At 45.2% G+C, this 20,498-nt stretch carries 19 protein-coding genes; 12 read left to right on the top strand and 7 right to left on the bottom strand.

Annotated features, from left to right (window positions below; translation table 11 throughout):
- Positions 1-201 precede the first annotated feature (201 nt).
- The 3 genes from ACSF8X_RS20320 (at position 202) to ACSF8X_RS20310 (ending at position 6,152) form a co-directional block, all read left to right on the top strand.
- Positions 202-1,959 carry a sensor domain-containing diguanylate cyclase gene (locus tag ACSF8X_RS20320; protein ID WP_500851253.1) on the top strand — a complete coding sequence of 586 codons (1,758 nt, stop codon included), beginning with the start codon at positions 202-204 and terminating at the stop codon, positions 1,957-1,959.
- Positions 1,960-2,256: 297 nt separating this feature from the next.
- A complete protein-coding gene (locus tag ACSF8X_RS20315) occupies positions 2,257-4,203 on the top strand; it encodes a DEAD/DEAH box helicase (protein ID WP_500851252.1) in 1,947 nt (648 codons plus the stop codon).
- A gap of 245 nt (positions 4,204-4,448) precedes the next feature.
- Positions 4,449-6,152, top strand: coding sequence for a phospho-sugar mutase (locus tag ACSF8X_RS20310; RefSeq protein ID WP_500851251.1), 1,704 nt, complete (start codon positions 4,449-4,451; stop codon positions 6,150-6,152).
- Between the two features lie 47 nt (positions 6,153-6,199).
- Here ACSF8X_RS20310 and ACSF8X_RS20305 read toward each other — a convergent pair whose 3' ends face one another.
- Positions 6,200-6,679 (bottom strand): exoribonuclease R, encoded by a 480-nt coding sequence (locus ACSF8X_RS20305; RefSeq protein WP_500851250.1) that lies wholly within the window; start codon positions 6,677-6,679, stop codon positions 6,200-6,202.
- Positions 6,680-6,935: 256 nt separating this feature from the next.
- On the opposite strand from ACSF8X_RS20305, the gene mrcB reads away from it, so the two are divergent.
- The 3 genes from mrcB to ACSF8X_RS20290 all read left to right on the top strand — a co-directional run bounded on the left by mrcB (position 6,936) and on the right by ACSF8X_RS20290 (position 11,761).
- Entirely contained in the window at positions 6,936-9,323 is a 2,388-nt protein-coding gene (gene mrcB, locus ACSF8X_RS20300; protein WP_500852133.1) for a penicillin-binding protein 1B, read from the top strand.
- 122 nt (positions 9,324-9,445) lie between these two features.
- Positions 9,446-9,985 (top strand): NUDIX hydrolase, encoded by a 540-nt coding sequence (locus ACSF8X_RS20295; protein WP_047878211.1) that lies wholly within the window; start codon positions 9,446-9,448, stop codon positions 9,983-9,985.
- 489 nt (positions 9,986-10,474) lie between these two features.
- A complete protein-coding gene (locus tag ACSF8X_RS20290; protein WP_047878210.1) occupies positions 10,475-11,761 on the top strand; it encodes an L-cysteine desulfidase family protein in 1,287 nt (428 codons plus the stop codon).
- Between the two features lie 104 nt (positions 11,762-11,865).
- Here ACSF8X_RS20290 and ACSF8X_RS20285 read toward each other — a convergent pair whose 3' ends face one another.
- The 3 genes from ACSF8X_RS20285 to ACSF8X_RS20275 form a co-directional block, all read right to left on the bottom strand.
- Complete coding sequence (locus ACSF8X_RS20285) at positions 11,866-12,132, bottom strand: Rho-binding antiterminator (protein ID WP_500851249.1); 267 nt, start codon at positions 12,130-12,132, stop codon at positions 11,866-11,868.
- Between the two features lie 168 nt (positions 12,133-12,300).
- Positions 12,301-13,086, bottom strand: coding sequence for a RelA/SpoT domain-containing protein (locus tag ACSF8X_RS20280; protein WP_500851248.1), 786 nt, complete (start codon positions 13,084-13,086; stop codon positions 12,301-12,303).
- 269 nt (positions 13,087-13,355) lie between these two features.
- The gene (locus ACSF8X_RS20275; RefSeq protein ID WP_047878207.1) at positions 13,356-14,147 is read right to left on the bottom strand and encodes a nucleotidyltransferase family protein; all 792 of its coding nucleotides are present in this window, start codon (positions 14,145-14,147) and stop codon (positions 13,356-13,358) included.
- 296 nt (positions 14,148-14,443) lie between these two features.
- On the opposite strand from ACSF8X_RS20275, the gene ACSF8X_RS20270 reads away from it, so the two are divergent.
- Positions 14,444-14,776 (top strand): hypothetical protein, encoded by a 333-nt coding sequence (locus tag ACSF8X_RS20270; protein WP_500851247.1) that lies wholly within the window; start codon positions 14,444-14,446, stop codon positions 14,774-14,776.
- Between the two features lie 67 nt (positions 14,777-14,843).
- Here ACSF8X_RS20270 and ACSF8X_RS20265 read toward each other — a convergent pair whose 3' ends face one another.
- The 3 genes from ACSF8X_RS20265 to ACSF8X_RS20255 all read right to left on the bottom strand — a co-directional run bounded on the left by ACSF8X_RS20265 (position 14,844) and on the right by ACSF8X_RS20255 (position 16,816).
- Entirely contained in the window at positions 14,844-15,203 is a 360-nt protein-coding gene (locus tag ACSF8X_RS20265; protein ID WP_047878205.1) for a HopJ type III effector protein, read from the bottom strand.
- A 91-nt stretch (positions 15,204-15,294) separates the two neighbouring features.
- The gene (locus ACSF8X_RS20260) at positions 15,295-15,681 is read right to left on the bottom strand and encodes a DUF2750 domain-containing protein (RefSeq protein ID WP_047878204.1); all 387 of its coding nucleotides are present in this window, start codon (positions 15,679-15,681) and stop codon (positions 15,295-15,297) included.
- Between the two features lie 109 nt (positions 15,682-15,790).
- On the bottom strand, positions 15,791-16,816 hold the full coding sequence (locus ACSF8X_RS20255; protein ID WP_240478272.1) for a transporter: 1,026 nt from the start codon (positions 16,814-16,816) through the stop codon (positions 15,791-15,793).
- Between the two features lie 414 nt (positions 16,817-17,230).
- On the opposite strand from ACSF8X_RS20255, the gene ACSF8X_RS20250 reads away from it, so the two are divergent.
- The 5 genes from ACSF8X_RS20250 to ACSF8X_RS20230 all read left to right on the top strand — a co-directional run bounded on the left by ACSF8X_RS20250 (position 17,231) and on the right by ACSF8X_RS20230 (position 20,304).
- The gene (locus tag ACSF8X_RS20250; RefSeq protein WP_047878203.1) at positions 17,231-17,821 is read left to right on the top strand and encodes a hypothetical protein; all 591 of its coding nucleotides are present in this window, start codon (positions 17,231-17,233) and stop codon (positions 17,819-17,821) included.
- Positions 17,822-17,865: 44 nt separating this feature from the next.
- Positions 17,866-18,201 carry a hypothetical protein gene (locus ACSF8X_RS20245; protein ID WP_047878202.1) on the top strand — a complete coding sequence of 112 codons (336 nt, stop codon included), beginning with the start codon at positions 17,866-17,868 and terminating at the stop codon, positions 18,199-18,201.
- 181 nt (positions 18,202-18,382) lie between these two features.
- Positions 18,383-18,964 carry a hypothetical protein gene (locus tag ACSF8X_RS20240; RefSeq protein WP_047878201.1) on the top strand — a complete coding sequence of 194 codons (582 nt, stop codon included), beginning with the start codon at positions 18,383-18,385 and terminating at the stop codon, positions 18,962-18,964.
- Positions 18,965-19,111: 147 nt separating this feature from the next.
- The gene (locus ACSF8X_RS20235; RefSeq protein WP_047878200.1) at positions 19,112-19,786 is read left to right on the top strand and encodes a C39 family peptidase; all 675 of its coding nucleotides are present in this window, start codon (positions 19,112-19,114) and stop codon (positions 19,784-19,786) included.
- Between the two features lie 8 nt (positions 19,787-19,794).
- Positions 19,795-20,304: a hypothetical protein gene (locus ACSF8X_RS20230; protein WP_047878199.1), complete on the top strand. Its 510-nt coding sequence runs from the start codon at positions 19,795-19,797 to the stop codon at positions 20,302-20,304.
- The last annotated feature ends 194 nt before the right edge of the window (positions 20,305-20,498 follow it).

Below are 20,498 nucleotides of genomic sequence, written 5' to 3'. Positions count from 1 at the left end.
TAGTCCCTCATGATGTGGTTATAGCTATTACTTTGATCAAAATATAGAAACTGCTCGCGAGCAAAGAGTCGGGCAATAAGATATAAGGGGAGGTATATAGCGTGAACAACATGTTTTCCCGATGGGATATCAGCGTGTTTTTTTAGCCTTTGTTTAGATGAATAAAACAAGGCTTATCTACGGGACCTGGCTAGGTAGAGAATGAACAATAAAAAAAACAGTATTCTTGAACTGTTAGTCGACAAGTTAGTTCGACAATCCAATATGGAACAATGGTGTCAAGTACTGTTGGAAACGATTCAAGAAGAATTCCACCTGCAAAAGATGACCTTGTTGATCGAGCAGCAAAATGAGACGCGCATCATAGCAAGCGGAACAGGGACGGATTTTAGATTTTACTGCCCCACATTAAGTCTTGATGAATATAAAGGGGTGCCATTGCTCTCTCTTCGACAGGCGAGGGACGGTGGGCGGTTTATCTGTACCCCTATCAATCACTCTTATAAAAATGTGTCGCCTGAGCATTTTGAACAATGGTATCAGTTAGTCTTGCCGATTCGGATGCATGATAGGGCTGTGGGCTATATCTGTGCCGAGACATTTGAGCTGGGTGAGCTGGAAGCTAGAAAGCAAGAAGTTGAAGATCTGCTGATGGTACTGGCTTCGGATGTTAGCGCCCGTATTTTGATGCAGGAGGTTCTCCAGCAGCATCAAAGTCGTCGTGATGTTGAGGCAGAGCTAGCACTCCGCAATGAGTCATTGAACCATTATCTCGAGCTGCTCAAGAATTTGCATACGGTGACTTTGTGCTTGGCCAAAGCTGAGACAAATGATGATTTTTATCAAACTGCTGTGAAGTTGGGTCGTGAGAAGCTCGGTATTGATCGTATGGCTGTGTTTCTGATCGATTTTGATAAAAATGAAATGCGTGGGACGTTTGGAACGGATCCAGAAGGTAATTTGGTGTGCCGCCGTTCGTTCTGCAGTGCGATTCCGGATCACCCTTTGGTCAATGAAGCCTTGAGTCGGAAAGATTATGTGGTGGTGAAAGAAGATGCGCCGCTCTATTACGGTACAGAGCAGGTTGGGACCGGGTGGAATGCAATGATTGCTATGTGGAATGGCGATTGCTGTATTGGCTGGATAGCGGCGGACAACCTGATCAACCGAAGGCCAATTACCGAACACCAGAAAGAGATTTTCAAGTTGTTTGGTGCATCTCTTGGGCAACAAATTGTGATTCGTCGTCAGTACGAAGAATTGAAACAGCTCAACCAGCAGTTGGAAGAGAGGGTCATGCGCCGCACGGAAGAACTGTTGGCATCAAACAAGGCCCTTGAGCGTGCCAACCATAAATTTGAGCGTTGGTCGATGCAAGACGGGCTGACAGGTGTGGCAAATCGGCGTTTCTTTGACCTGTCGTACAAGCGGCTTTGGCGCGCTGCAGAAGCCGACAATTCAATGCTTGGGCTGGTGATGTTAGATGTTGATCATTTCAAGGCTTTCAATGATAGCTATGGTCACCTTCATGGTGATACATGTTTGAAGAAAATTGCGGCTTTGTTCAAATCGCAAATTCAACCTTATAAAAATGCAGTATTGTCGCGTTATGGTGGTGAAGAGTTTGTCTGTGTCGTACCGGGCATGTCGATGGAACAGCTGGTGGCTTTCGCACAGTCAATGGTTGATGGGGTGGCCGCATTGGCCATAGAACATAAGGCAAGTGATGCGGGCATAGTGACCATAAGTGCAGGGTGCTGTGTGATTCGGCCGAGCAAGGCGACTGTAAATTCATCGCATAGGCCTGAACCGGGAGAATATGAAAAATGGAGTGCTGAAATGGCACAATCAGAACATTCCTGCGTGCTGATCAAAGGTGCTGACGCTGCACTGTATCGCGCAAAAGCACAAGGGCGAGCTCAGGTAACATGTTGTGATCTGACGTTGAACCGCTTTTAGTCGTTGGCTGCCTGTTTGTTTGCATTATAATTCATAAACTAAATGTCATATTTTTCTATTTATTGGTAAAATATATTTATAAATTAGAGAGCTAGGCTAGTTGATTAAGCTATTTGTATAAATAATAAGTCCTTGAAAGTTAATTTGTGACCTCGCTCAATTTTTTCTGGCTTTTTATCAAGTAATGGCGCACAATGCGCGCCTCATATGTCGAGGCCCGTGCTTGTGGTTGCTGTTGCAGAACCTTATATAGCAGTAGGGGCCCCGTTTTTAGTTAGATTATTTATTGGGATCCCAATGCAAGAATCTGTTACAGAATTTCGCCAGCTAGAACTGGCTGACTCACTACTATCCGCACTTGACTCAATGGGCTTTGTTGCGCCGACTCCAATTCAGGCGGCGTCAATTCCTCTACTTCTAACTGGTACTGATGCGCTGGGTAAAGCTCAGACAGGTACTGGTAAGACAGCAGCATTCTCTCTACCTCTACTTAACAAACTAAACCTGAACCAGCATAAGCCTCAGGCGATCGTTATGGCGCCTACTCGTGAGCTAGCGATTCAGGTTGCGGCAGAAATCAAGAACCTAGGCCAGAACGTTAACGGTCTTAAGGTACTTGAAATCTACGGTGGTGCATCAATCGTTGATCAGATGCGCGCACTTAAGTCAGGTGCTCACATTGTTGTTGGTACTCCTGGCCGTGTTAAGGACCTTATCACTCGCGACCGTCTGCACCTTGACGAAGTACACACTTTCGTTCTTGATGAAGCTGACGAAATGCTGAAGATGGGCTTCGTTGACGATGTAACTTGGATCATGGAACAGGCTCCTGAGTCTGCTCAGCGTGTTCTTTTCTCTGCAACTATGCCTCCAATGGTTAAAGAGATCGTTGACCGTTTCCTTCGTGACCCTGCTCGCATCGACGTTGCTGGTGAAAACCGTACAGTTGCTCAGGTTGAGCAGCAGTTCTGGGTTGTTAAAGGTGTAGAGAAAGACGAAGCAATGATGCGTCTTCTTGAAACTGAAGATACTGATGCGTCTATCGTATTCGTACGTACTCGTCAGGATACTGAGCGTCTGGCTGATTGGCTATCTGCTCGTGGTTTCAAAGCTGCAGCTCTTCACGGTGATATTCCTCAGTCACTACGTGAGCGTACCGTTGATCATATCAAACGTGGCGTGATTGATATCCTAGTTGCGACAGACGTTGTTGCTCGTGGTCTTGATGTGCCACGTATTACACACGTATTTAACTACGATATCCCATTCGACGTAGAATCATACATCCACCGTATCGGTCGTACCGGTCGTGCTGGTCGTGATGGTAAGGCGATCCTACTTGTTCGTACTAACCAGATCCGCATGCTGCGTACTATCGAGCGCGTGACTAAATCTCGCATGGAAGAGATCCAACTTCCACTTCGTGATGCTGTTGCAGAAGCACGCTTGAACCGCCTAGGTCTAGAGCTTGCTGCTCAGAAAGAAGAAAGCAGCCTTGAAGCATTTGTTGAGCTGATCGAGAAGCTTCAGGAAACTATCGAAGTGGACACTCAGACTCTAGCTGCGATGCTTCTTCAGCGCCAGCAGGGCAACCGTCCGTTGTTCTACAAAGGTCCAGACCCAATGGTTGCTGCGATCGAGCGTGATAAGCAGCGTCGTGACCGTCGTCGTGATGACCGCGGTGAGCGTGGCGAACGTGGTGAGCGTCGTGAGCGTCGTACTTTCAACACTGCTGACTGGGATACATACCAGCTACAGGTTGGCCGTGAGCAAGGTGTACAGGTTAAAGATATCGTAGGCGCAATCGCTAACGAACTAGGCCTGAACAAAGATAGCATCGGTGCTATCAAGCTGGCTCCTGAGCACACTTATGTTCAGCTTCCTAAGAAGATGCCAGAAGACGTTGCTGCACAGCTTAAGAAGCTACGCATCCGTCAGAACGAAGTTAAAGCTGTTGTTGTTGAAGATGACGTACTTCGTGAGCACCGCCGTGGAGGCCGTGATGGCAACCGTGACGGTAACCGTGGTGGTTTCCGTGGCAACCGTGACGGTAATCGTGATGGCAACCGTGGTGGTTACCGTGGTAACCGTGACGGCAACCGCGATGGCAATCGTGATGGTAACCGTGAAGGTGGCGAGCGTCGTTTCGACCGCAACCGTGGCGGTGACAACCGTGGCACTTTCCGTGGTGAGCGTAACCACGGTGGCCCACGCCGCGATCGTAAGCCTCGTTTCGAAGATTAATTTTTCGATTGATTTAGAAAATCCAGCCTTAGGGCTGGATTTTTTTTGTCCAAAAGAAACGTAAACCGTTAATATTGATGGTATTGATAATTATTATCATGTAAGTTGTTGGTAACGTACAGTAGTATAGCGGCCATCCATAGACTGAGTTTCAGAGGCCCATTGGTGGAATCTCTTAGATTGAAGTCGCTTGGAGAAGGCTGTTGTCTATACTAGTTGCAGTTTTAAAGAAAGGACGTTCCGCAATGATTACTGATGTATCAACTTGGCTGGCTCGAGATCCTGATCCAGTTACTCGTCAGGAGCTTCAACAACTTCTTGATGATAATAATAAACAAGAGATTGAGGACCGATTCTCAACTCGGCTTGCCTTTGGTACTGCTGGGTTGAGGGGAATCGTGGGTGCGGGCCCTAACCGAATGAATAGGCTCGTGATTCAGGAAACAGCGATCGGACTGGGACGCTATTTGCTTGATACGGTCAATAGTGCGGCATCTAGGGGGGTTGTCATCGGTTATGACGGTCGCCCTGACTCACGTCAGTTTGCCCAGGATACGGCAAGCATGCTGACGGCTCTAGGCATTAACGTTTACCTAACCGCTAAGGTTGCACCAACGCCTGTCGTTGCTTTCGGGGTTCACCATTTTAATGCTGCTGCTGCAGTTGTGGTGACAGCAAGCCATAACCCACCGGCTTACAATGGCTTTAAAGTTTATTGGGGCAATGGTGCGCAAATTATCCCGCCACATGACTCGGGTATTGCAGAACAAATAGATCTTGCATCACAAGAAGTGTTGCCGGTGAATAGCCTTGAAGATGCTGAGCGCCTAGGCTTACTTACATGGCTCAATGACGATTATTTTACCGCGTATCGTAAAGCGCAGAATAACAGCCCTTATTTGGCAAACCATACAGAGCCGGCCAATATTAGCCTTGCCTATACAGCGATGCATGGTGTCGGAGCGGACATGGCAGAAACCTTGTTAGCTGATGCAGGATTTGCTCATGTGTATAGTGTGGCTGCCCAGCGTGAGCCTGATGGCCGATTCCCGACCGTTAATTTCCCTAACCCCGAAGAACCGGGGGCGATGGATATGGTTATCGCAGAAGCGTCAGCCCATGGTGCGATATTGGCTTGTGCCAATGATCCTGATGCAGACCGCTTTGCCGTTGCCGTGCGAACCGAAGACGGTGAGTACAAGATGCTGACAGGTGATCAGGTGGGAGTGTTACTCGGTCATTATTTGTTGACCCACTCGGTACCTGAGCAGCAGTTGGTTGGCACGACAATCGTGTCTTCTAGCTTGCTTGAGAAGATCGCGACGGCTTTGGAGGCTGGTTTTTATAAGACATTGACCGGATTCAAATGGCTGACCAATGTGGCCATGGAGCAACAGACCCAAGAGCAGCAGTTCCTTTTCGCTTATGAGGAAGCACTGGGCTATACCGTTGGCAACACCGTTTGGGATAAAGACGGATTGTCGGCGCTAGTTGCTTTTGCACAAATGACGGCAGAACTTGCTGCCAATGGGCATACTGTCTGGGATCGACTTGAGTCCATTTACCGTGAACATGGTTATTATCTCAATGAGCAGCGTAGCATTGCGCTAGCACCGGGGGCAGCCTCTGTTGGCGATCAGCTGCGAGCTGATCCTCCGCTATGTATTGCGGGTCGGGCTGTGGAGATGACGGAAGATTTGAAGCTGGGAGTCCGCCGCTTTGCCGATGGTCGCACTGAGGATATCGATCTGCCATCTAGTGATGTGTTGATTTATTATCTCGATGACGAGTCGCGGGTTGTTGTACGGCCTTCTGGTACGGAGCCCAAGCTGAAATGTTACTACGAGGTCGTTGAGGCTATGAGCCATGAGGATAGTATCAAGCATGTACAGCAGCGCGCGCAGGAGGCAATGGCGTCGCTGATTGACAAACATCAGGCTTCACTCTAATTCTTGGTATGAAAAAAAGCCGATGGTTAATCCATCGGCTTTTTGTTTTATTGGTTGGCCTCGGAATGTGCCGCTGCTTCGTCAGTGCCTTCATGCATCGAGGCGTATGTATGAAGCAGTTCGGTGAGTGTCTTCACCCAACCGAAAGTATCTTTAGGTGGGTTAGCTAGAATGTTGTCGACTTGCGCGCAATGGTCTTCAAGAGAAATAGCTTCTTCCAAATTGAATGACATAGCGTAAAAATGCCATAGCAGTAATCGAGACATACGCTCGATATTTTGCTCGGCATTGTCCGATTCGGCAAACATATTACGGACCTCACCCAATGCGATAGCATTCATGCGGAGCATGGCATCAAATTGTGCCGATAGCATACGCTCTTGGCTGCTGACTTCTTCCTCTTCAAAATTGAAGAGTTCTTTCATTACGTCTTCTGGAACCATGCGGTTGACGATTCGAAGGCTGAATTCCTCCAGCTCGTGACGCGGCATCGTCATCAGGCATTCTAGTGTGTAATCTCGTTCCATAGTTTTGCTTCTCAGTGCGTGGATCTTGCAATCATTTGATGTCGTTTGGGCGCTATTGTGTAAGAAATTGAAAGTAAATACTAGTAGTGTGAGGTGACTCTGGCTTTGACAAAACCATGACAATCGGGTTATCGGCATGGGGTAATGTCTTGCGCCTTGCCGCTTTATGCTGCTATCTGCCTCGTATCGACGAGGTCCTCGCTCGCAATGCGAATGATTGATATAAGACCTACGGTGAATTATGGCCAAGCAACAGATGCCGAGTAATCAGCATGATCCTAATAACTCCGGTGCGAATCAGCAGGAAGCAGTATCCGCAGGGCAACCGACATCGGCCCAAAATAACGAAGCACCTACTTCGTCTTCCGCAAACACCTTGAAGAAGCCAAGCCGTATTGGCAAGTGGGTCAAGTACTCTTTGCTAGGCGGAACATTGCTGGCCAGTGCGGGTTTGGTCAAGATGGGATTCGATATCAACGATGAAATCTCAGCAAAGTTCGAGGGGCAGTTATGGCAGTTGCCGTCTGTTGTCTATGCGCGAGAGCTAACGCTTGAACCTGGGTCGCCTGTGCTCTATGACGATCTTGTTCAAGAGCTTGAGGTGCTTAATTACCGCAAGGTCAAATCACCCTCTAAACCCGGGGAATACAGTACCAGCCGCCTGAAGGTTGAATTTATTCGGCGTCCGTTTGATTTTCGTGACGGTGAACAACCGGCACGCCATGTGGTCGTGACTTTTGACTACGCTAAAGTACGTAAGATTAGCGACGCGGATTCTAACCGTGAACTGGGGATCTTTGCGGTAGAGCCTAAGCTACTTGGTATGCTTGAGGCACAGTCAGACGAGCAGCGGATCTATCAAGCCAAAGCGGAGATGCCCGAAGCGCTGATCGATGCCTTAATTGTTACTGAGGATCGTGATTTCTACGAACATGACGGGGTGTCGCCGACCGCGATCATTCGTGCTTTTGTTGCTAACGTCAAAGCGGGTCGTACCGTACAAGGTGGCAGTACCTTGACGCAGCAATTAGCGAAAAACCTGTTTCTAACGAGTGAGCGCAGCTTGTGGCGTAAATTCCGAGAGGCCTATATGGCTTTGATCCTTGATTATCGTTACAGCAAGGATCAGATTTTGGATGCCTACTTAAACCAAATCTACCTAGGCCAAAGTGGGCGTGATGCTGTACATGGTTTTGCCTTGGGTGCTCGCTTTTATTTTGGTTTGCCTTTGTCGGAGCTGCGGACCGATCAGCTGGCCTTGCTGGTTGGTTTGGTAAAAGGCCCTTCTTACTATAATCCATGGCGTTATCCTGAGCGTGCGAAAAACCGTCGCGATCTGGTGTTGAAGTTGATGGCTGACAATGGGGTGTTGGATGAAAAGCAATACTCGGTGGCGATTAACAAACCGTTGGATTTACAGGCGAAGGGGATCATTGCCAACAAGCAGCCTGCCTATTTTGGCCAGCTTGAGCGCGAACTGAGCGAGAAGGTAGAGGATTACAAGCCGGGGCAGGGCTTGCGTTTGTTTACCACATTGGATCCTCGATCACAGGCCATGATTGAAAAGTCGGTCAATAAAGTGATACCGACGCTAGAATCACGTGCGGGTAACGAGTTGGAAACTGCGGTGGTGATTGCTGACCGCACAACGGGTGAAATTCGTGCCATGGTGGGCGGTGCCAAACCGGGTTTCGATGGCTTTAACCGTGCTGTGGATGCTAAGCGTCAGATCGGGTCGGTGGTTAAACCTGCTGTGTATCTGTCGGCCTTGGAGATGCCGAAACGTTTTTCATTGGCAACGAGTTTGACAGATCGTCCGCTAACATTGCGGGATGATAAGGGGAAGAGTTGGTCACCGCGTAACTATGATCGAAAATTCCGTGGTGAAGTGCCGCTCTATCGGGCTTTGGCGAAATCATACAATATTCCGACGGTGAATCTGGGGATGGCCGTGGGTCTGGATAAGGTCATAGATACCATGGATCACCTTGGTATCGATAAGAATGAAATTCCGGAGCTACCATCAATGTTGCTGGGGGCATTTACCCTGACCCCGGTTGAAGTGACGCAGATGTATCAGACAATTGCCAATGAAGGCCGTAGGAGCGATTTGACAGCATTGAGCGCGGTGGTTGATAAGGACGACAACGTACTGTATCAGAGTCTGCCTGTATCGTCGCAGCAAGTGTCTGAGCAGGCTGCCTGGCTGACAATGTACAGTTTGCAGCGCGTTGTCTCTGAGGGGACCGGGCGTTACTTGAACAATGTCTTGCCGTCTTCCCGACTTGCGGGAAAAACCGGTACATCCGACAAAGGCCGCGATAGCTGGTATGTGGGTATTGACGGCAGGGAAGTTGTTACCATCTGGATGGGGCGTGATGATAACAAGGCGGTGAAGCTGACCGGTTCTTCTGGCCCATTGCACTTGTATGCCGACTATATCCAGCACCGAGACCCGGAGCCCTTGGTGTTGCGTAAGCCTGCCCAGATCACTGATTTTGACTATTACCAGAATAAGTACGGCGTGCTGTCGCAAAGCTGCGTTGGCCAAACACACCTACCAGCATGGGATCCCAATGGAAACCTAAAGCAGGGGTGTGCGGACAAGGTGGAAAACTTCTTCAAGCGATTGTTTACTTGGTAAAAGAGGTGGTTCCTTCCGTGTAGGAGATGGAACAAGACGAATATTGAGCGGTGAATTGCGCGAACCTAAATGGATCGCTACAATTCACCGCTTTGTTGTAGGTAAGAAGAGACAAACCGGCTATGCGTTTATTGAAATCAACTGTGCATCCTGATTTGGCGAACCTTGATGGGACGATGTTTCATCGAAAAGCGGCTCGAGGCATTATCCTAAACGGGACCGACATTCTGATGCTATACACCGAGCGCTATCATGACTACACACTGCCAGGCGGTGGTATTGATGAAGGGGAAGATGCAGTTGCCGGTTTGATTCGTGAACTGGAAGAAGAGACGGGCGCCCGTAATATTCGTGATATTGAAGAATTCGGTATGTATGAGGAATATCGTCCTTGGTATAAAACGGATTTCGACATTATGCACATGGAGTCCTACTGCTTTGTTTGTGTCATTGATCCTGAGTTGGGTGAAACTAAGCTTGAGGATTACGAGGTCAACAACGGTATGAAACCGGTGTGGATTAATATCTTCGATGCTATTGCCCACAATGAACATACAATGGCAAACAGCGAGAAAAAAGGGATGTCGATTGAGCGCGAAACCTTTTTGTTAAAACGCATTGTCAGTGAATTGCTGCCTGAAACGCAGCAGTCAGTTGCATAAAATTCCTGAAAACAGCAGCCAAGTGCTGCTGTTGTCTTTTATATTTACTTTCTCTTTGCTTTTTCCTTTCCTTTTTGGGTCTCACCGTACTTGCGAACTCATCTAACTCATTCGTCGTAAGGGAGTTACTTCCAACCATGGTACTTTTAGAGTCTGTGTGAGCACAGAGGGAGTAGCAGTGGAAAATGACAGTCGGGTTAGCTGATTATTTTGTTCAGAGTGGAATTGGTATGGTTTGACAGCGATTTCGGTTGTTTAATCAATCTGTTAACTCTGATGATTTGTGATATGACAGTTGAGGAAGAATCTAGTTATCATTTTTGAGCGTTTAGAGAAAAATTTTCTATAAATTCGTTTTCTGATAGGATTTTTGAGCAAAATATACTCCTGATGATGGTGTAAATTAGCAGCCATAACAATAACATGGCTACTGCTTTCTCATTTTGTCTTCTAGTAGCCAGCCCCTGCAAATTGTATAGGTTGATAGCAATGAAAAAGCACCTCTGGTCTGGATTTATCGATACTGTAAAACGCGAAGTTGTACCTGCATTAGGTTGTACAGAGCCTGTGTCTGTTGCGCTTGCCGCTGCGATAGCAACGCGCGAACTGCAATGTAAGCCTGCATATATTGATGTGCATGTTTCACCTAACCTAATGAAAAATGGTATGGGGGTAGGCGTACCGGGAACGGGCATGGTTGGTTTGCCTGTCGCTGCTGCCGTGGGTGCATTGGCTGGCGATCCCGATGCCGGACTGGAAGTGCTGAAATCTATCACCCAAGAAGATGTCGTTAGAGCCAAGCAGATGCTTGATGCCAAAGCGGTGTCGGTTGGCGTGGCACAGGTGCCCAATATCCTTTTTGCCAAGGTCACAGTAGGTGCCGGCGAGCATTCTGCTACCGTGATTATTGCTGATTCTCATACACAGGTTGTCTCTGTTTCCGTCAATGGTGAAATCCGTTTTTCTGCCGAGCTGGCAGAGAAATCAGTGAGCGAGCCGGAGATCAACGTATTTGATGAGGCGACGGCGCAGGATATTTATGATTTCGCCTTGCATGCACCTCTTGCTGATATTGAGTTTATCTCTCAGGCCTACGAGCTGAATGAAGCCTTGTCTCAAGAAGGGCTGACAGGCAAGTATGGGTTGCAAATTGGTGCGACGTTCCAGCGCAATGTGGATCGTGGCTTGATCTCTGGTGGGTTGATGACGGATATCTTGCGTCGTACATCCGCGGCTTCAGATGCCCGAATGGATGGTGCAATGAAACCGGCGATGAGTAATTCAGGTTCGGGTAATCAGGGGATTGCCGCGACAATGCCAGTGGTCGTAGTGGCTGAACACATTAAGGCTGACCGCGAAACGGTATTACGTGCGCTGATGATGTCTCATCTAATGGCCATTTATATCAAGAGTTACCAAAACAAGCTATCTGCCCTTTGTGGTGCGACAACGGCGTCGATGGGAGCGGTAGCAGGGATGACATGGCTTCTTGGCGGCCAGTTCAATCATATCAGCAATGCAATTTGCAGCATGATTGGTGATATTACCGGTATCATCTGCGACGGCGCCAAAACAAGTTGTGCAATGAAAGTGTCTTCTTCGGCCAGCGCCGCAATTAAGGCAGCCCTGATGGCACTCGATGGTATCCGCGTTACAGGCAACGAAGGAATTGTGGCCGACGATGTGGATGCGACTATCCGTAATATGTCTGCATTGGCAAACGGTGCAATGACTCAAACGGATGTACAGATTCTTGAAATTATGGTCCAGAAGTAAGACTGAACCGCTTAGATAGTTGCTAAGCCATATTGGCGGTTAACCAGACAATGAAGGGGCACCTAGCGTGCCCTTTTTGCTATCTGAAGAAGATATACATTGCGCTAGTTAAATTGCACCTCGCTAAACTGTGCGCCGGGGCTCAAAACTTTCATACTCTCCAGATGATCCATTCGGATAGGAAGAATATCTTCACCGTGTTTTAACAGTAGCCATTCAGATTTATCGGCCCGGGCTTGTGTATCCATACAGATCCCCTGATAGACACTATGATCGATACAGGTAATAAGTACGTCATAGTGGTATACACAGGCAAGTTCAATATAGTCATAGTTTCCGCAAGGGATTGGTTGATACTCTTCTTCTTGCATTGCCGCTGTCCTTATTAAGACCTTTCTCAGAAGATATGCCCAGAGTGCCTATATTGCAAGCAACAGAGTGTGAGTCGTTGCTTTATAGCAATTTTACGATGAACAACGGGTACGGTGATGGAAAAAGAAGGCCGCTGCGGATATAAACAGGCGGCCTTAGGGGGAAGGTTAAACGGCAATGCGGTTAGGTTGCAGGTATTTCTGCCATGCATTGTGATACAGCGTTTTCGATGTGGTGCGCAGTTTGTTTATTTGCGCTACTTCAAATTCGCTTAGCTCGCGGCTTTGATCGGTCGCATTTCGTTCGATCTTTTGGATTTCTTCGTAGATCGCGTGCTCATCACCATTTTTCACGGTAGAGATGGCATCGAGGTGCAACTGAATTTCAGCAATCATTTTGCTTTCCGGCAGCTCTACCAGCACTTTCAAATCACGGTAGCCAGAAGCATTCGGCTGCTTGAAGCGGTTTTTTACCGCAACAATTTGGCTCTCTTTACCAATTAGCTCGAAAGCCTGAACCAACTCGGGAATGTTATCCGCAACAATGGATGCTCGTGCCAAATCTGTAATTTTTGATGCGTCTCCGTTAAGCTCGCTGGCGATTTTCGCCTCTGCACGATCTTTGGACTTAACGTCAGGCAATACCGTCGTGGTCTTAGAAATCATGCCGACTTCCTTTACCAAGGTAGCCAGCTCAAGTTGGGCCTTAGGGGCAACTTGATATAGCTGATCGATGTGCGCATATGGCTGCATAATATTAGCCTGTCGCCAGCTATTGATACTGTATAGACCGCTTAAGCTACGCTGAAAAGACTGTTTGCTTGCTTCAGCTTGCTTTGGCGATATTTCATAATCGAGCCTTGCACAATTCGATGTCGATGGTGCTGCAATAGCCGTACCACGGCTAAGCAAGAACAGGACAAAGCAAGTACGAAGTACCGATTTCAGATCCATTAAACAACTCCTAGGGGAACCTATATGTAGGCTCTCTACGTAAACGGTAATCGCATGCGTTATAAGCAGCAGTAAAAAGAGTCGTAGAGGTTGTGTTGTCTATGGCAGCAAGACTACCAGAGTTATCTGAACGCCAGATGAATTAACTGCTTATGGTCTTTAGGGGATTTGGATAATGTGCATAAATGCGATATTGAGCACGTTTGACAGTAAAATCCATTGGCTTTATTAAAAGAAGGGGAGCTTATGCTCCCCTAATGATTGACTGGCTAACTTGCCTGGGCGGTAAGGCCACTTGGTTGTAGGTAGTGATGCCAAGCATGCTGGTACATAGTTAGAGATGTGCTTCGGAGCTGTTTGATCCTCGCCAACTCAAACTCGTTGAGTTCACGTTCTTCTGCAATGGCCAAGCGCTCAAGTTGCTGAATGGTCTCGTAGATTTCATGTTCAGGTCCATTCTTGATCTCCGCGATGGTTTCAAGGTGAAGCTGTACTTCTGCAATGATTTGGCTATTGGTAAGTGAAATCAGAACTTTCAGGTCACGGTAGCCTGATGGCGCCGGAGATTTGAAGCGGTTTTTTGTTTCTATAATTGTCGCTTCATGGCCGAGTAATTCGAATGCGTCAATTAGCGATGGAATATCTTTAGCGATAAGGCTACCACGAGCAAGATCCGTGAGTTTATCGGCATGCCCGTTGAGTTCGGTATCCACTTTGAATTTTGCTCGCTGCTTGGATTTAATCCCCGGCAAAATAGGTTTGGTGTCGGTATGTAGGCTAATTTGCGTTAGAAGCTGTTTGAGTTCAGCTTGAGCAACTTCACCTTTGCTGTAGAGGGTATCGAAATCAGCATAGGGTTGTTTGAGTTCATGGGCGGCAGCAGATGGGATGGCGTAGAGACCGCTAAGAGAGTGCTGGAATTTGTCTTTACTTCCTTGAATTGGTGAAGGATGTTCAATATCTGAATCAGTAAACTGCGGAATTGATGCATTGGCAACAGGGCCACGTCCGAGTACACATAGTAGAACAAAGCATGTTCTAAACAGTGATTTAGGGATCATTAAAACTCCTTAATCATGCCACATACAGTAGTAGCAAAATGAAGAGCACAAGCTAACAACACATTCCGCCAGCGCTCTCTGACACTTAAGATATCTGGGCGAAAGGGGGAATTTCAATATGAATAAAGGCGAAAAATACCTATAAATCAGTGAGGTTGTGACCGCCTTCCCATCGTTGAGGTTTTCAATGTGAGGCTGATCACCAAGCCAATATTTTGAATTGATTATTTAATGGTAGGATATAGCAACTTGAGCCAGCTCGAGTCTATTCATCAACAAAGGAATAAAGGTTACTCATGCAACAAGATGCGTTGATCATGCTGGGAGCAGCTTGGCTTTTAATGACAGTGGTAAGCTATATGCTCTTTCATAGGGGCACAGATGCGGATAAGAAGCGTAAGTTATGGCCGTATTTCACGACGGGAAGCAATATGGCCATTGCGAGTGTGATTGCCTATATGCAGCCTCCGATTGTATATATGGTTGGGATAGCGCTCTTTATGGTGCCGTTAACCGTGCTAACGATTCGATCCACAAAGTTCTGCCCGTCTTGCGCCAGCCCTAATCGCAGCCCATTTTTCACGGCTCCGCCGAAGAAATGTAATGTGTGCCAAACGGCTTTGAAGTAAATTTCGCTGATTAGGGCGAATATAACTCGCCCTTAAGCCCTTAAGAAGAGACGGCCCCCCTACTGTCTTATGCGTATTTTTTTTCTGTTAGGGGAAGCGTGTTAAATCGAATACCTTGCCAACCGTATTTCATGAAAAGGCGAATATTTTTATGGTCGTTGCGATCAGGGTGGGGTAGCACATCTTTACGGTAATAATCACCAAAGCATGCTAGTGTTTCTGCCTCTGATAGCTGATGCAAATTGGCAAAAGCAAAAATTCGGCATGATCCTTCATTTATACCGGCAAGGTTGTGCAGGGTCTCCCTGCCTAATCCATTGCTAAAATCAGTTGCTTGGTAGTGGTAATGCTCGTTGATAATAGCCATTACCTGTTCGAAACTAACCACTTCGGGTGTGTGTTTCAATTGCTTGAGTAACGCCTCCATGGCACTTTCTCCTGTGCAAAGTATTGACTTTGGTATGGGTAAAAGGGGAGATATGCTCCCCCCTTTGTTAGTATCGCTATGTTAGGACCTGTTACTTACGAGCCTGTTGCTTGAGTTCAAAATCAAGCTCTTCAGGTGAAATAACCAAACCTTCTTCGCTTTGGTCTGGGAAAATGACTACAGCTAGTTCGTCATCTTCCAGTCCATACGTCCAGCGGCTGTGCCACTTGTTAAGTGAGATGGCTTCGGCTTTACACTCTTCCCACTCACCTGTTGCCCATAGCTCTGCGAATTCTTTATTCGGCCATACAGGTACGCCGTCTTCTTCGTCGGTATTGAGCATTACGCAGCCGTGCTCATCGGTCAAAATCCAGATTTCACGGTTAGAAACCACCTCTTTAACCAGATATTTAAAGCGCTTTTCTGCATCAAGAGCCAGAATGTCATCGATTTGTGACTGTGTTAATGGCGCGGACATAACTTGTTTTCCTGTGACACATAGTAATAGCGTCATAGCATAGAGGAAAATTAGACTTTAGTCATTGAGTTATCCCTGCCCAAGATGGGCAGGGAGGTCGATAGCGACGTTATTTGAGGGTATAGGGGATTCTGACGGTGAGCTGGAAATCAGGTGCATCGGCTGTTAGGCCCGCACTGACACCGACATTTAGCGTGGTTTCACGGTTTATGGCGTAATTGGCCCCCATTGAGATTGAATCCAACTGAAGTAGTTTGGCGTCAGGAGCGGTACTGCCATCGATTTTCGACTTTAGTATAGTCTTGTGGCTCAATCCCAAGCTAAATGAAAATTTAGAATTTACGGCAAAGCCCATGCCTGCACTTAAGCCAATGGTATCCCCTAAATCAATCGTTCTGTTGCTCGTGTTGTCGTTGCTATCAGTGATGGTGACATCGTCTTCTATATTCCAGATGTAGCTTAGGCTGGCATAAATAACAGCAGGATCGATAGGCATGATCATCGTGACACTCGGTTCAATACTAGGAAAGCCAGAACCAGTTGGTAGCTCTTCGAGATCGAGTTGGTCATTTGCTGAAACTTCGTAAGGTGAACTGCCGGTGGTGGTTTTAAACCTCAATCCTGCAATCCAATACGGGGCTTCTAGCATGTTGATTTGGTATTTGAATGCAGCTTCAATATCGCCGAGATCATTGTCACTAAAGGTACGTGTTTCTGGCTCCTCGCTACCATCTCCATTGAAGTTTCGGCTAGAGATAGAATCATAGCGGTATACCCATGGTACTCGGGCCTCAACTTCTAGGCGGTTTGTGATTCCGTAGCGCCCACTAAGGCCAAGGGTTAGGGTCGTACGATCCGTGTCACTAGCTTGAATTAAGCCAACCAGTAAAGATGGCAGTACGGTATAACCAATAACAGAAACGGTATTGGATGAGTTCTGGGTAAACGAAAAGCTACTGTCTAGAACAAAAGAGCCTTTGGGGGTAAGAACGCCGGGTAGGTCAGGATCAAGTAGGTCGGCGACAGTTTGTACCACCCGGGGCTTTTCATTGGCATTCGATGAATCATCTGCCGCTACTGGCCCTGCCAATAGGGTAAGCAGCGTAATCAGGCCACAGTTATAGTAACTATTCACGGTACCCTCACTTAGTCTATTTCCCAAAAAGCCATTACATAACACCGGATGAGTAATGACACAGCTTGTTTTTCTAATAAGAAAATCATAGTCGCTATGAGAATGAATGGTATCGTGAGAATATCAATCAACGTCTTAATGTTGAGAACACGTGCCCGGCTGATTAATTATTGAGATGGGGTATTAAAATTGATATTTAATGAGTGATTCTATGTTTTAAAAAAATGAGACAGTTACTCATTATTTGAAATGTATTTCACGGCATATTACGAGCCAGAATTATTTTTATTTTCCTGTCTTCTTTTTATTAAAAATAATACATGAATAAAACTTGCCATCGCTATAGTTAAGGTATCTCGCCGGAAACGTGCGAGTGATTATAAAAAAAGAACTCAATACATTTGGAGTAAGATCATGCGTAAAACAAATATCGCACTATTAGTAGCAGTTATCGCTTCTCCATTGGCGCTGGCAAATTCATATTACGACCCATATAACCCATACGGTTATGATGATGGAAACGATAAAACAATTACTGACTCATATAATAAAGACATTGATAAAACGTTAACTAAGAATATTGATAAAGATTACAATGTTGAAAAAAGCTATTACTCTGATGACGATACTTTGAAAATGAAGAACGTCAATAATACCAAGAAACATGAGTATGTTGACAATAGCCATCATGATTATAGTCAAGATTGGGATATTGATTTGACTCATACTACTAACATGGCCTCATCAGATCTTGATGGTGTAGTGTCATACAGTAAAGTTTCCTATGGTGCAGGTTGCTGCGAGGGTAATGGTGGTGGTTACTACGGTAAAAAAGGTGGTGGTTACGGTCCGTCAGCACCATCTTCATTGCAAGTTACTCATCATAACGACATGACAGGTGCATTCTCTGGGGCATCGGGTATTAATATCGCCGGTCAGAATGCAGGTAATAATTCACTTGTTCAACAAAGTGCAAGTACCAATGCGATGTTAGCCGGTCAATAATTTATTATTACTGAGGGCTGGTCATCAGCCCTCAGGAGGATACCATGAAATATTTAACACTGGTTGCAGCTTCTTTATTCAGCGTTTGTAGTATAGCTGCCGATGAGTTGGATATTCTAGCAAGCTCGCAAACACTTTCGGATGATACTCTATCTGTGTCTCGAGGTGGTGAATATGAGTTAAAGCTCGATAATATCCATGCGAGTTCAGATATGCAAGGTGATGTTGCAAGTAACTCAGCATATAACAATACTACTGGTGATAATATAATTGATGCTGGTTCATTAAGTAACTCATCAGGTGTGTTTAATATCGTTCAAAACACAGGTAATAATGTGTTGATACAAAATGCAACCGTTGTAAATCTGACATTGAAGTGATTGTTAGTCTATCTATTGATGATAAATAATAACTGAACTTATAAATGTATAATTTATTATTATTGGATTTCGCAGGGCATAACAGTTCTTCATTCGATTTTTGCTAATTCCTCGATATAGTAAGAATTATTGATAGTAGAATTGTGAATATAATTAAAAAACAACAGTTTGGAGTAATATTATGCGTAATACAAAAGTTATGCTGTTAGCAGCAATGATTGCATCACCAATGGCATTTGCAAATGGGGGTTATGGTGGCGGTTATGGTGGTGGTTACGGCGGCTATGATGATTACGACGGTGACCTAACGATTGAAGGTAGCAAGAACAAAACAGTTAGCGTCGAAAAAGAGCTGAATTACGAGAAAAGCGTTGATTATAAGAAAGATTACTACTACGACGATGATAAATTGCTGATGAAAAATGTCGGCAATACTTATGAAAAACACAAAGAAAATAACTCAAGCTGGGATAAGTCGATTGATGTTGACATTGATAAAGAAATTAATGACTACATCGCCTCAAGTGTTATCTATGGCACTGTGATGGATACAGAAGTGACTTATGGTGGAGCATGTTGTAAAGGTAGTTCTGGTGATGTGATGGTCGATCACAGTAACACCATGGGCATGGCTTACAATTCTGCATCAGGTATCAGCATTGCTGGTCAGAACGTGGGTAATAACTCAATGGTTCAGCAAAGTACAAGTACAAACGCAGCGCTTGTTGGCTCAGGTGTATCGCCAGGTACTGGTGGTTACTAAGATAAAGGGCCGAAAGGCCCTTTCTTCTTTTCGGTGTATAGATCAGTGTTTGGGTTAATGTATCGAAAATGATAAAGCAAGTGGTCTTTGATGGCTTAATCTTGAATTAGATAGGTTAATTGTTATCTCAATAAGGCAGCAAAGCGCATGAAGATAAATATAGTGATGCTTCTTAGCCTCGTTGTTTCGGGGAATGTATTCGCTCTTGATTATTTTCCGAATCGCGGCGGGTTTAATGTTGAGGTTAAAAGCTATCAAGAGCAATTATTCGGTGATGTGTTTCGGCAGCAATATGACTTTAGTTGTGGATCTGCTGCTGTTGCTTCATTACTACAATTTCACTACGGAATAGAAGCTCATGAAAATGTTATTTTTGAATATATGTTCAAAAATGGAGACAAAGATAAAATAGAAAAACAAGGTTTTTCAATGTTGGATATGAAAAAATACCTAATATCTGTAGGGTTGGATGCAGATGGTTATAATATCCCACTTGAAAAATTTAACAAAATTCGTATACCTGCAATAACAATTGTAAATTTTGATGGATATATGCACTTTGTTGTAATTAAAGGTATGAATAGTAAGAATGTCATACTTGGTGACCCTTCTAGAGGGACGCTGACTATGCCTATTGAAGATTTTAAATCATATTATAAAGGGGCAGTATTGTTGGTAAAGAATCAGGCCAAAGTTGGCAGGAAGAGTTTTATTACCGATGATAACTATAATATATATACCCCCTCACCATCGTCAGAGGCTGTTGTTAGAGATTCACTGTCAACATTCAGTATTACTCTGCCTGGTGCGAATGAATATTAGAGGCTTGTATGAGAAAGTTCACTCGTGTATTGATCGCTTCAGCAATAAGTAGTACAGCAATAATTGCACAAGCATCTATTAATTTTATAGGTGTTGATAATTTGGGTCTGACAAGTTTGTCAGATGATGAAATGTCATCTATGCGGGGTGGTTTTGTATCTTTAGATAATAATATCATCAGTATTGGATTATCCATAAATACAGCAATTAATGGCGAAACAGTTCTGTCTACCCATATTGCTGATTTTACATTCAATAATGGTATATTACAGAGCAAGGATGGAAGTAGAACCTATGATCACTCAGATCCACTTCAAGTGGTTAGTATAGGTGATAATAATATTGTCACGGGGACACCAAGTAGTGATGTTTCCGGTTATGTGGTCCAAAACTCGGCTGATAATACGCATATTAGTACGCAGACGGTATTAGATATTGAGGCGGACATCAAGAGTTTCAACCAGCAAAACTTATTTAATAACCGATTAGAGAATGCGATCTTTTTCAGTGGTTATTAAACCTGTTGCAGAATAAAAATTGTTTAAATGTAACTTTTTTGTCTTTTTGAAAGCACTACATGTTATGTAGTGCTTTTTTGTTTTGTTAGAATTTTAAGTGACGATGAAAAGTTCAGTATTTATATAACTATTTTGATTTTCATAAGTCATTGATAATTATATTTATATTATATGTTTAGTTAAAATGTACTAGA

The organism is Photobacterium panuliri (genome assembly GCF_059920555.1).
This window is presented reverse-complemented; position numbering and strand designations above follow the sequence as displayed.